This is a genomic window from Erwinia sp. PsM31 (genome assembly GCF_030433775.1).
In the GTDB taxonomy this organism is placed as follows: Bacteria; Pseudomonadota; Gammaproteobacteria; order Enterobacterales; family Enterobacteriaceae; genus Erwinia; species Erwinia aeris.
On the sequence record NZ_JARUWZ010000048.1, the window covers coordinates 1 to 13,199 of the forward strand.

The 13,199-nt window shown below is 52.2% G+C and carries 11 protein-coding genes; all 11 read left to right on the forward strand.

Annotated elements, in window-relative coordinates; translation table 11 throughout:
- Positions 1 to 383, forward strand: a 383-nt coding sequence (locus QCD69_RS21975; RefSeq protein ID WP_301253503.1) for a hypothetical protein, incomplete at its 5' end; no start/stop codon positions are given.
- Between the two features lie 337 nt (positions 384 to 720).
- Positions 721 to 1,470, forward strand: a complete 750-nt coding sequence (locus QCD69_RS21980) for a T6SS immunity protein Tli3 family protein (RefSeq protein ID WP_301253504.1) — start codon at positions 721 to 723, stop codon at positions 1,468 to 1,470.
- Between the two features lie 334 nt (positions 1,471 to 1,804).
- Entirely contained in the window at positions 1,805 to 2,557 is a 753-nt protein-coding gene (locus tag QCD69_RS21985) for a T6SS immunity protein Tli3 family protein (RefSeq protein WP_301253505.1), read from the forward strand.
- Positions 2,558 to 2,573: 16 nt separating this feature from the next.
- On the forward strand, positions 2,574 to 4,655 hold the full coding sequence (locus QCD69_RS21990; protein ID WP_301253506.1) for a T6SS effector phospholipase Tle3 domain-containing protein: 2,082 nt from the start codon (positions 2,574 to 2,576) through the stop codon (positions 4,653 to 4,655).
- Positions 4,656 to 4,669: 14 nt separating this feature from the next.
- Positions 4,670 to 4,933, forward strand: a complete 264-nt coding sequence (locus tag QCD69_RS21995; RefSeq protein WP_301253507.1) for a PAAR domain-containing protein — start codon at positions 4,670 to 4,672, stop codon at positions 4,931 to 4,933.
- On the forward strand, positions 4,885 to 6,381 hold the full coding sequence (locus QCD69_RS22000) for a hypothetical protein (protein ID WP_301253508.1): 1,497 nt from the start codon (positions 4,885 to 4,887) through the stop codon (positions 6,379 to 6,381). Before QCD69_RS21995 ends, QCD69_RS22000 begins: the two co-directional genes overlap by 49 nt.
- Positions 6,381 to 9,761 carry an ImcF-related family protein gene (locus QCD69_RS22005; RefSeq protein ID WP_301253509.1) on the forward strand — a complete coding sequence of 1,127 codons (3,381 nt, stop codon included), beginning with the start codon at positions 6,381 to 6,383 and terminating at the stop codon, positions 9,759 to 9,761. The genes QCD69_RS22000 and QCD69_RS22005 overlap by 1 nt, the downstream gene beginning before the upstream one ends.
- Positions 9,758 to 11,356: a type VI secretion system protein TssA gene (gene tssA, locus QCD69_RS22010; RefSeq protein WP_301253510.1), complete on the forward strand. Its 1,599-nt coding sequence runs from the start codon at positions 9,758 to 9,760 to the stop codon at positions 11,354 to 11,356. Before QCD69_RS22005 ends, tssA begins: the two co-directional genes overlap by 4 nt.
- A 366-nt stretch (positions 11,357 to 11,722) precedes the next feature.
- Entirely contained in the window at positions 11,723 to 12,472 is a 750-nt protein-coding gene (locus tag QCD69_RS22015; protein WP_301253511.1) for a T6SS immunity protein Tli3 family protein, read from the forward strand.
- A gap of 11 nt (positions 12,473 to 12,483) precedes the next feature.
- Positions 12,484 to 12,759, forward strand: a complete 276-nt coding sequence (locus QCD69_RS22020; protein ID WP_301253512.1) for a T6SS effector phospholipase Tle3 domain-containing protein — start codon at positions 12,484 to 12,486, stop codon at positions 12,757 to 12,759.
- A 193-nt stretch (positions 12,760 to 12,952) separates the two neighbouring features.
- On the forward strand, positions 12,953 to 13,199 hold a 247-nt coding region (locus QCD69_RS22025; RefSeq protein ID WP_441004992.1), incomplete at its 3' end, for a T6SS immunity protein Tli3 family protein.

Below are 13,199 nucleotides of genomic sequence, written 5' to 3' on the forward strand. Positions count from 1 at the left end.
TGCAGAAAAATAACGTCTTGTCTTTTAAAGGTAAGTTTATTTACGCTGCAAGTGACAATGTTATTGCTTATCCTGATCGTAATGTAAGTTACAAGTATGGAGGTTCGAATTATTTTTTAAAATATAAAAACATTTCTTATCCATCAAGAAAAGTAGTTATGGATATTTATTCTTCTTCCTATAGTGTAATTACTATTTTAGACGATGCGATTTATGCCAAAGGACCAGGGGGTAAATATGAAAAGTACAATATACCTCCCAAGAAAGGTGATCCTGAATGGGGTGATTCTTTAGATTTTAAAGTTAATAGAACTGCTCAGGACGATCATTTCCATTGTAATGATAAGATAAAACCAAAACGTGTAAGGTATATTAAAAACTGACGGGGAGTAAGTGTCAATGAAAATAAAAAATGAACCTACCCGTGACGCAGAGTGTTTTTTTGATGATAACGGGAAGCCTAATTTTCGCAGTTGCCTCTCACCTAAAAGCGTGAACGTCAGGGCAGAGTGCAAACTTCCCGCGCACTTTACTGAAACTATTTTTTCATAGCGTAAACGCCATCGGTGAGTTTTTACTTTATGGAGGAGAATATTCGTGATGTGTTAAATATTCTTCTGTTTTTAGAAGGTACTCTATATGCACTGAAAATCAAAAATTTATCCTGACCCGGTAAAAACTCAGGAAAAGGAACCGTTCGTTAACTGGTGAGATATTATTATGAGTGATAAAAATGAAGACACCGTCAGTACCGGCCTGAAGCTGGCCCTGGTCGCCGTTTTGCTGTTAGTGGTAGTCGTGGCAGGAGGCTTTATCTTATTACCGATGCTGCAAACCGTGGGAGGCAGTTTTGGCTACGGTTATCCCGGCGCTTCAGGAGGAAGGGCAATCAGGGATGTTGAGATCGATGTCGAGCCACAGGTAGTTTATCGCATCGACGATCATCGTTTTTTTACGTTTGAGAAATATCTGGACTGTAACAGCGGCGGCTTTGTTTATTATAATGACACCAATAAAAAAATAAAGATATTTGCCGGAATAGAAGGTCATGATAAAGAACCGCAGGATGAAGTTTCGGTAATGCAGGAAAATAACGTCTTGTCTTTTAAAGGTAAGTTTATTTACGCTGCCGGTGATAATGTTATTGCTTATCCAGACAGATATGTTGATTATAAGTATGGGGGATCAATATATTTTATTATGAAGGGTGGTGTTGATGGTAAAATAAATTTGTTTGGCTGGCAGAAAATATCCCCAAGTTACATTGTTTACATAACGGATGGTGCCATCTTCGCCCAAGACAGCCTTACTAGTAAGCTCTTAAAAAAACTAACGCGAGCTGACGAGAAAGGAAACGAAACTGAATGGATTGAGTTATCAAGTTTAAAATTAAAAAAAGTGTCACAGGACGATCATTTTCACTGTAATAATAACATTAAACCAAAGCGTGTAAGGTATATTAAAAACTGACAGGGGGTTAGTGTCAATGGAAATAAAAATCAACCTACCCGTGACGTAGGTTGTTTTTTTGATGATAACGGGAAGCCTGATTTTCGCAATTGCCTCTCACCTAAAAGCGTAAACGTCAGGGCAGAGTACAAACTTCCCGCGCACTTTACTGATATTATTTTTTCATAGCGTAAACGCCATCGGTGAATTTTTCCTTTATGGAGGAAAATATTCGCAATGGGTTAAATATACGTCTTTTTTAGAAGGCACTTTATATGTACTGAAAATCAAAAAATTTTATCCTGACCCGGTAAAAACTCAGGAAAAGAAACCGTTCGTTAACTGATGAGGTATTATGATGAGTGATAAAAATGAAGACACCGTCAGTACCGGCCTGAAACTGGCCCTGGTCGCCGTTTTGCTGTTAGTGGTAGTCGTGGCAGGAGGCTTTATCTTATTACCGATGCTGCAAACCGTGGGAGGCAGTTTTGGCTACGGTTATCCCGGCGCTTCAGGGGGGAGGGCAATAAGGGATGTTGAGATCGATGTCGAGCCACAGGTAGTTTATCGCATCGACGATCATCGTTTTTTTACGTTTGAGAAATATCTGGACTGTAACAGCGGCGGCTTTGTTTATTATAATGACACCAATAAAAAAATAAAGATATTTGCCGGAATAGAAGGTCATGATAAAAAACCGCAGGATGAAGTTTCGGTAATGCAGAAAAATAACGTCTTGTCTTTTAAAGGTAAGTTTATTTACGCTGCCGGTGACAATGTTATTGCTTATCCAGACAGAAATGTTGATTATAAGTATGGGGGGGCAACATATTTTATTATGAGTGGCAGTGTTGATGGTAAAATAAATTTGTTTGGTTGGCATAAAATATCCCCAAGTTACACTGTTTACATAACGGATGGTGCCATCTTCGCCCAAGACAGTCTTCCGGGTAAGCTCATAAAAAAATTAACGCGAGCTGAGGATGAAGGAAAAGAAACTGAGTGGGTTGAGCTATCAAGTTTAAAATTAAACAAAGTATCACAGGACGATCATTTTCACTGTAATGATAAAATAAAACCCAAACGTGTAAGGTATATTAAAAACTGACAGGGAGTAAGTTTCAATGGAAATAAAAAATGAACCCACCCGTGACGTAGGTTGTTTTTTTGATGATAACGGGAAGCCTAATTTTCGCAGTTGCCTCTCACCTAAAAGCGTGAACGTCAGGGCAGAGTGCAGATTGCCTATGCATTATCCAGGGATCATCATTTTTGTACACGGCGTAAATTCCACCGGTGAATGGTTTTCCTCCGCTGAGGAAAATATTTGTGTGGGGTTAAATAGACGTTTGGGTCTGGATGGTACTTCATATGCCCTTAAGCCCAACAAATATAATTGTGATATTCCCGCTGCTGATAATTATAAAAAAGATCGTCAGTTACTGAATGCCGGTGAGGCAAATTCTCCGGTCGTTCGGTTTTATTGGGGATATCGTGCCGCTGACGGAGAAGAGGATAGCTGGCAAATTCCGCTGGTCAACCGGCAGAATGAGGATTACCACCAATTAAAAGAGCAAGGATTGAAGCCAGAAGCGCTGCGGGAAAAAGGCCCGTGGTTCTGGGGAGGCGGACCATTCCAGAACGGTACAAACAATCTTGTCTCTCTCTGGAGCGATACGGGGTTTAATGAAAGAATGCGTTATCTGGGCGTGGAGGTGCAAACTTTCGCGCCTGACTTTGATCGCCTGTTAAAGACGGCGCCGCCGCGTAAATATTATGCCCATGCGGCCAGACGTCTGGCAGATTTGCTCAATAGCATTCGTGAAACGTACCCACAGGACAGCGTCAGCGTTATTTCGCACAGTCAGGGCACCATGATAGCTCTTGCCGCCACGCTGCTTGCGGATAAAGCGCCGGACAGCCTGTTTATCCTTAATTCACCTTATGCCATGAGTACAAAGGTTACGGATTATTTTTCATTGCCGGATAAAGAGCTGCTGTCGGACAGGGCGCGGGAACAGACGTTAGAGGCGATTATAAAAAAAATAGCCGAGCGTGCCACCGCTCTGCCGTCGTATAAATATATCGACCTGTGTGTTGGTCAATCGGAGGATAAGCAGCCCTGGACGCCGGCGATAAGCCATAAATCTAAAATACCGCTGACGAGCATCACCTATACGCCTGATGGTATCGAATCATCGGGTGTTAACTACCCTGCGGTAAAAACCAAAATGCGCAAAGATGTCACCACATCCGATCGCTGGATCCCTGAACGGGATAACCACGGACGCCTGTATATTTACTGTAATCCCCACGACAGGGTAATGGGATCATCACCGCTGCTAAGTCTGGGCTGGCAGGGGTTGCCGAACAGCGGACTACAGCAACAACCACACAGGTTAATAACAGCGTATAAGGGGCATCTGTTTCAGCGGATGATGGCACGTGCCACGCCCTGCGGCACGGCACCGGATCCTAAAACCCCTTTCTGGCCGTTACCGGACGGCAAACCTTTCTGGGACGATGATGGTGATTTACTCACCTATAATACGCCCGCTTTTCAGACTCTCAATATTAATGCGGAGGAGGTTCCAAATCCCATAATGGCCTCTGAGATGAGCGATTTTGATGAAAAGCGTCCCGATAAGGGGGAACGCTGGAATAAAAATCCTACGTCAGCTACAGGAACCGGCTGGGGGCAATCATCGGAAGTGAAAAATGACTCAGGCCAGAAAGTTATGACCCCCAATGACGATACCTTTAATAACTTTGTGGTGCTGTATCCAAAAATCCAGGTACCTACCGGTGAATACCGACCCTCCGGCAAGGATTACCCTAAAGCTGAACCCGTGATGCGCCCGGAAACCGATGAGGAGCGGCGCATCCGCGTGGGCGCCTTTATTTCTCAGCCTACCGATCACAGTACCTTACCTAAAAATACAGATTTTATGGAAAGAGTCGTTGCCTATGATTTACCCGTTGGTTTCTGTGATGCGACCTGGGATAAAGCCTTTATGGCAAAGCTGCGTGATATGGCGGACTGGACCAAAGGCTACGACAGCTATTTCAACACGGGTAAATTGCCCGACGTACCCATGCCTCCTGAAATCTCTACGGAAACCGTTTCCGCTGCAAAAAAAGCGGAATGGGAGGCGATCAACAAAAAGCTTAACGCACAGGGCAGACCATCCACGTCAACTTATTAAGGGATTAAAAAGTTATGGGCAAATTTGCAGTAGTACTGGGAGATGCGACCACTCACGGAGGAAAAGTTATCTCGGCATCCTCCACGTTTGAAATACAGGGTAGGCATGTTGCGTTGTTAAACGATTCCGTGACCTGTCCGCAGCATGGCAATAATCGCATTATTGAATGCGATGCGGCAGGTTATGAAGAAGAGGGGCGTGGCATCGTACTGCACGGCTGCAAAACGGAATGCGGTGCGCAGGTAATCGCCAGCCTCCAGGATATGGAGATCGACTGATGGGATGGTCAGTTCCTGAGGTACCAGCCAGAGGTCCGGCTGCCGCGTGGTCGCCATGGATCTGTTTGTTTATTCTGTTCTTTGGTATCTGCATCGCTCTTGCATGGGCACTCCTTACTGCGCCCGCTGGCGGGCTGTCTTCCCTGCCATCAGACGCACGGCTGTTGCTGACTGGCTATACGCTGATGGCTGTTATGGCCGCTGTCACGTTTTATCTGCTGTGGTGGGAAACGAAGGCTCTTGGCATCTGGTACTGGAACAGCTGGCGGCTGAATATGCACACCGCCTGGCAGCGGCAGGCGCATCAGCATTTGTGCGTTGTCAGCCGCGTAATGTTAACCCCGGACGCGCAGCGCATTCCTCGCTTAATTGGGCTTGCCAGCCAGGAGGAGGGTGAGGATAAATCAACTACGCTGCTTCCCGATGAAGTTCTGGTGCCGGGAATTTCCCGTTTTGAACAGCTTTGCCGGAAGCTGATTGCTCAGGCAACGTCGACACTGAGCCGCTGGTATCCAGCCGGAGGCGTGACGGTAATCGTTCAGACATCTTCCGATACTGAAAATACTGCGCAGGAACAACGGGAGCGGATTATTGCAATATGGCAACAGCAGGCGCTACCGTGGAAGGTTACCGTTCAAATTTTACCAACGACGTTCCCTTTCGAGTACTGGAATAAGCAGCTTCTGGAACGCAAACATCCAGTATTAGTACTGGCGCTGCATTATCGTCAGCCGGGTGAAACTCAGGCTGAAATGGCCGGAGCGCTATTGCTGATGCCGCCTTCTTTGCTCCCTTCTGCTGCGCGTGCGGATGCGCTGAAATTGTTCCGTGCTATGCCGCTACAAACCAACAAACTCACTGCCGAGTTAAAAGAGCTGCGGGATATGGTACAGCAGCCCGCTGAGGCAATACGGCTGATATGGTTTAGTGGCTTAACCGCACCTCAACGACAGCTACTGGCGACGGCAACGCATGGCCTGTCATTGCATTTGTCAGGATCTGCGCCAATGACCGGGCTGATTGATTTTGACCGGGGTAGCGAGCAATACGGACACCTTGCCAGCTGGCTGATGATGGTAGCGGCGGCAGAAACGGCGGATTACGAAACAGGAAGCCACTGGTTAGTGTGGGCTGATGATAAACAGGCCTGGGCAATGGCGGCCGGTATTGAGACAGCGGTGCCGTATCAGCGGTCTGAAATGGCGCTGACGGCCCCTTTTCCCGCAGGCGGAATAACACTGGCCGTACTGCTGCATTCCGTTTTGCTGTGGTGTTTGGGCAGCAAATATCCCGTATGGCTATTTTCCTGGTGGGGAGCATCCTGTGTATTGCTGATGCTGGGGATCATGTTGCCGGGTATCGCGCTGCTTTTACGGAAATCAGTGGCCCGCTTGCTGCTGCCTGCGTTTATTCGTACCGCCGCTAAGCAAGGAAGCAAGGTTAAATAATGAAAAATTTTTCTCGTCTACTGGGGCTCGGGCTGCTGACCGTAGCTATTTTACTGCTATTGCTGTTCCTGCTTTCTCAACTGAAAGTCTTACCGGTCGAAGCCGCTACCCGACAGTTCTGGTTTCCGCTAATCGGATTTATTTTCCTGGCGTGCCTGTTGTGTACCCTGATCTTTTTTATCTTCAATCCTGCGGCAACGGGGACTCCCGTCAGCCCGGCAGGAGACAACAGCAGAGAAAAACTCGTACCTTTTAAGTCAATATCCATTACCGATCTGAACACCCATCTCCGCGTCCGCTACGGCCTGTTCTGGCGCTTCAAAGTGCGTCTGCTGCTGGTGGTGGGCGACGACACGGCGCGCGAAACCCTGCTGCCCGGCCTGAAAGAGCAGCAGTGGCTGGAAGGTAACCGTACCGTGCTGATTGATGGCGGCAGCCTGGGGGGCGAAGTGGACGCCGAAAAATATCACGCGCTGCGCAAACTTCGCTGCGGCCGTCCGCTGGACGGCATTATCCGCGTGCTGGATAAAGAGCAAAACCTGACGTCGCAGCAGAGCGATAGTGATTTACGCGCGCTGGAGAGCATCGGCAGCCTGCTGCGCTACCTGCCGCCGGTATGGCTGTGGCAGCTATGCAGCAGCGGCTGGTCGCAGGAGGGACGGCCCGAACAGCCGGTCGGCGCGACGTTTCCGCTGCGCGCGCTGCCGGAGGATATCGCCTTACAGCTTAACCACCTGCTGCCGATGTTGCGCAGGCAGGGGATGGCGCAGATTGCACAGCACCGGCAGCACGACTTTCTGCTGCGCCTGGGCCAGCAGCTGGCGCGCGGCGGCATTGCGCGCTGGCAAACGCAGCTGTCGCCGTGGCTACAGGGGGCGCAGCAGCGCATCATTCTGCGCGGCCTGATGTTCAGCCTGGCGGAAAGCCGTGGGCCGGCGGAGAGTGCGCAGGTAATGTCGCGCCACGCCCTGACCTTATCCGCCGCCTGGCAGGGCGTGGTGGATGACTGTACCCGGCTGCGCGGCCGTCGCGTCGGGATGCCCTGGCAGCAGACGCTGGCCTGGGCGCTGATGACGATGGCTGGCGTGTGGGGCGCGGGCCTGCTGGTTTCCTTCGCGCTTAATCGCCACCAGATAATCAGCGTGGCGGAGAAGGCCCGCGCCGTGGTGCAAACGCAGGCGGTATCCGATCGACAGCTGACCGATCTGTACGCGCTGCGCAACGAGGCCGGGCTGCTGAAACACTGGCATCAGGAAGGCGCACCCTGGTATCGGCGTTTTGGCCTCGATCATCATGCATCGCTGCTGGCGGCGATGATGCCGTGGTATGGCATAGCGAATAACCGACTGATCCGCGATCCGGCGGACGTCGCGCTCCGGCAGCAGCTGAACGCGCTGGCGGACCTGCCGCCGGACAGCCCACTGCGCGCCACACGGGCAAAACCCGGCTACGACCAGCTGAAGGCCTGGCTGATGATGGCGCATCCCGAGAAGGTGGACAGCACGTTTTACGCCACGGTGATGAAAACGGTACAGCCAGCCCGCAGCGGGATCTCGCCCGGCTTATGGCAGAGCCTGGCGCCGGATCTGTGGGCATTTTATATTGCCGAGCTGCCGTACCAGCCACGCTGGGCCATCACCCCGGATGGCCCGATGGTCGCTCAGGTCCGTCAGGTGCTGCTCCAGCAGATTGGCCGCCGCAACGCCGAAAGCACCCTGTATGAAAACATGCTCAAATCGGTACGCCGCAACTTTGCGGACGTTACGCTGGAGGATATGACCAACGGCACCGATGCCCGACGCCTGTTCACCACCGACAGGATGGTGCCGGGCATGTTTACCCGCCAGGCCTGGGAAGGCGGCGTGCAGCAGGCTATCGACAAAGCGGCAACGTCACGGCGTGATGAGATTGACTGGGTGCTCAGCGACAGCCGCCAGGGGCTCGCCGCCGATCTGTCGCCGGAAGCGCTGAAAGCGCGCCTGACGCAGCGCTATTTCACCGATTTTGCCGGTAGCTGGCTCAACTTCCTTAACAGCCTGCGCCTTAATCCGGCCAGCAATATTGCCGACGTGACCGACCAGCTGACGCTGATGAGCGACGTCCGCCAGTCGCCGCTGATTGCGTTGATGAACACGCTGGCATGGCAGGGGCAGACCGGCGAGCAGCGCGAGGCGCTGTCGGACTCCCTTATCAAATCGGCGAAGGAGCTGGTGGGCAGCAGCAAAAAGCCGGTAATCGACCAGAGCGCCGCCGGTCCGCAGGGCCCACTTGACGACACCTTTGGCCCGCTGCTGACGCTGATGGGCAGAAATAAAGCTGCCAACGCCCTGCCGGGCGATGACAGTCTGAGCCTGCAAACTTATCTGACACGCATCACTCGCGTGCGCCTGCGTCTGCAACAGGTGGCGGGCAGCTCCGATCCGCAGGAGATGATGCAAACGCTGGCACAGACGGTGTTTCAGGGCAAAAGCATCGACCTGACGGATACCCGCCAGTACGGCAGCCTGATTGCCGCCAGCCTGGGCGAAGAGTGGAGCGGCTTTGGCCAAACGATGTTCGTGCAGCCGTTGACGCAGGCCTGGGAGACGGTGCTGCAACCGTCGGCGGCCAGCCTCAACGACAGGTGGAGCCGCTCGGTGGTAGCCCTGTGGCGCAGCGCGTTTGACGGGCGCTATCCGTTTGCCGCCAGCAGCAACGATGCTTCACTGCCGATGCTGGCCGAATTCCTGCGCAGGGACAGCGGCCGTATCGACCGTTTTCTTAACGCCGAGCTGAGCGGCGTGCTGCATAAAGAGGGCAGCCAGTGGGTACCGGATCGGACCAACAGCCAGGGGCTGACCTTTAATCCGGCACTTCTCAAAGCCCTTAACCAGCTTAGTCAGCTCTCTGACGTGCTGTTCACCGACGGCAGCCAGGGCATCAGCTTTGAACTGCAGGCGCGTCCGACGCCGGGTGTGGTGCAGACGCTGCTGACCATCGACGGTCAGCAGCAGAAATACTTTAATCAGATGGCCGAATGGCAAACCTTCCGCTGGCCGGGCGACACCTTCAAACCCGGTACCCTGCTGACCTGGAGCACCGCCAGTGCCGGGGCAAGGCTGTTTGGCGATTACAGCGGCACCTGGGGACTGATCCGCTGGCTGGAGCAGGGCAAGCGCCGCCAGCTGGACAGCAGCCAGTGGATGATGACGTTTACCGCTCCTGACGGCAGCAACCTGCAATGGGCGCTGCGCTCGCAGCTGGGCAGCGGCCCGTTACAGCTGCTGGCGCTGCGCAACTTCAGGCTACCGGCAGAAATTTTCAGCGTTGATGCTGTTCTGGCCGCCAGAGCGCTGGCGGCTGATAGCGACATGCCCGCCATGGAAGGAGAAGATGAATGACCACGCTACAGCATATCGTTACCGCCTGCCACGCAGATCAAGCCGCGCTGATGCGGCTGGCGCAGGCGCGGGCGGAAGACTGGCGCGCCTGGCTGCTGCCGATCCGTGACGTACAGCCAGCGGGCGATGAACCCGGCTATGACGATGATTTTCAGCTTATCCGCGAAGAGGTGAACAAGCTTTCGGGCATTGATACCACGCTAATCTGCTCGCTCACGGAAAAGCTGTTGACCACGGTAAGCAAGGATCTGCGCGTGGTGACCTTTTATGTCTGGGCACGGCTGCATCAGGACGGCGAAGCCGGGCTGGCGGAAGGGCTGGAGCTGCTGGCCGCCATGCTGCAACGCTTTGGCACGCAGCTGCACCCGCAGCGCGAGCGCAGCCGCAAATCCGCGCTGGAGTGGCTTGGTAGCGGACGCGTACTCGACAGCCTTTCGCTCTACCCGGAAGTAGATATGGCCACCATGCAGCGCATTACCGGCGCGCTGCTGCTGGTGGAACAGGCCATGCAGTTGCTGGCTGAGGAGCATCGTCCACAGCTCGCCGGGCTTTACCTGGCGCTGGAAAACCGGCTGGCGCAAAGCGGCGGCGCGGATAGCCTGGTACCGCAGACCAGCCGGGAAGATCGCGCATCCTCCTCCACTGCGTCGTCAGCGGCCGCACCGGTAATGACAACCGTCACTTCCGGTCGTGACCTGCTCGATCAGGCGAAAATGCTGGCGAAATATCTTCGCGATCGGCCGGGCGGCTGGCTGGGAGGACACCATCTGATGAAAAGTATCCGCTGGGATACGCTGACCGAACTGCCGCCGCTTGACGCCAGCGGGCGCACCCGCCTTCTGCCGCCAAAGCCGGATCATCGCGCCCATCTCAAGCGTCTTTATCTCCAGCAGAGCTGGATGGAGCTGCTGGAGCAGACCGATGACCTTTTTGCCCAGGGCGTTAACCATTTGTGGCTCGATTTACAGTGGTACACCTGGCAGGCGCTGACGAAAGCGGATCCGGATGCGGTGCGCGCCGATATCCTCTGTCGGGACCTAAAAGGACTGCTGTCACGGCTGCCGGGGCTGGAGGCGCTGGCGTTTAACGACGGCACGCCGTTTGCCGATGAGGTCACGCTGAACTGGATCAATCAGCAGGTGATGGATGACCCTGAGAGTTGGAGCACCGACGTGGTAACAGCAGTCGCGCAGGATCATGAAGCCGTACTGACGCTGGAGCCGGAGCTGCTGGCGCTGGCGGACAGCGAGGGGGTTGAGGCCGCGTTTAGCTGGTTACAATCCCGCCCAGGTATGGCTTCCGCCCGCGATCGCTGGCTGATGCGTCTGCTGATGGCGCGCGTGGCGGAGCAATATGCCCGTAACGATCTGGCGCTGCACCTGCTGGGCGAACTGGACAGCGGCGCGCAGACGCTGACGCTGCCGCAGTGGTGCCCTGAACTTTTATTTGAAGTTCGCGCGCGACGACTGAAGCTGCTGCGCAACAAAGCTGCACGCAGCGAAACGGAAAAAGATCGCCTTCAGCCAGAGATGGACACGCTGCTGAGCGGCCTGATCGTACTCGATCCGGCCCGCGCGGCGGTGCTGTGTGGGTAATTGTCATTCAGAAGGGAATGCCGGTAATAGTTTTTGCTCAGTTACATACCAGATTTTTAAACAGGGAACAGTTTTACCATACAGAATTCAGCACCGAATAAGACAGCGTGTATATCAGGATCCAAGAGGCAATATTGAAAGCTGCGGCCGAGGCTTTTGCTGACAAAGAACGCAAGGGTTAAGGGGCTGTTTGAGCTACCTGTGTCCAATGAGGTTTTATTTCACTTATTTTTTATTGGACAGCCCGTCGTGTAATAAGAATATAAAATCCATTTTCCCGGCCGGATGGGTTTTGTTTAATAGTGGTAAGGGGATTTTTCTAAAAAATACCGAATTTTTATTTATATAAAAAAGGAATTAACCACTGTGAATATTCTGAAGAAAATGTCGTGTCTGTTATCCGTTCTGTTAACCGCGCCGTTGTTAACCAGCTGCGTGACAGAGGGGGCCGCTTTTGGTCTCGGGGTCGGCTCACTGCATGAAACGGTGATGACCGAAAAAGACAATAATGTGCCGCCGCCGGTTTACGGGCCGCCGCAAATTATTTACCGTATTGATGATAATCGCTATTTCACGCTGGAAAATTATACCCGCTGTGAAAACGGGCAGACGTTTTATAATAATAAAAAAAACGGAGTGCACACTAAAGTGTCAAACGCCTCAGGGTATTTATTTAAGGGGCGCTTTTTCTGGCTGTCCACGCGGGATGATTACCTGGCTTTTCCCGCAACGGCAGATACAAAGAACTCCCCCTGCGTAGGAGCCGATAAGGGATGCGTTAATGCAGTCATTGTTACGACCGATGGTGGAAAAACATTGCATGGTGTGGGTTATGGATCAAATACCACATCCCCGACAGAGGCTACTAAAGATTACGATATGCTGGTAACGAATGAGGGATTTTATATGATCGATTTCAAAGGGGAAGATAGATACCAGGAGGAAGCCAGAACCTGGAGATGGACATTTGATCCAGATGAAGAGTCCACAGAAAAGAATGGTTACCCCGGCGTTACCGGTCCGGTCTATCAGAAGACACTGCCTGTGGATGATATTTCTCAGGTAAAGCAAAGAAAAATGCAGTGTGACAGAACGCTTGAGCCGGTGCAGCCATAAGTAAAATACTTATGGATGATAAAGATATATCACCGTCACCTGTGCGGAAAGTAAAGGTGCATACTACCGATAATGGCGAACCCTTTGCTTATTCTGTGACTTCACATAAAAATATTAATGTTAATGCCGAGGTACAGCCGCCACTCCAGCTGCCGGGACTGATTATTTTTGTGCATGGAGTTAACTCAGAAGGAGAGTGGTATAACGACGCTGAAGAAGCATTATGTCAGGGTTTGAATCGTCGTTTAGGACAGGATGACAAAGTATGCCATTCCGCTGAAAAATAAGCGCGGCGATAACTACTACGAGCTCACGCCGGAAGAGAGAAAGAGCAGGGGCTTTTTTTCTGGGGAGGCGGCCCTTCCAGAACGGCTGCAACCAGCTGGTCAGCCTGTGAAGCGGGGCAATGCCGCGCTACAAAAAAACCTGAACCTGGATTCATATAAAAAGGAATTAACCACTGTGAATATTCTGACGAAAATGTCGTGTCTGTTATCCGTTCTGTTAACCGCGCCGCTGTTAACCAGCTGCGTGACAGAGGGGGCCGCTTTTGGTCTCGGGGCCGGCTCACTGCATGAAACGGTGATGACCGAAAAAGACAATAATGTGCCGCCGCCGGTTTACGGGCCGCCGCAAATTATTTACCGCATTGATGATAACCGCTATTTCACCCTGGAAAATTATACCCGCTGTGAAAACGGGCAGACGTTTTATAATAATAAAAAAA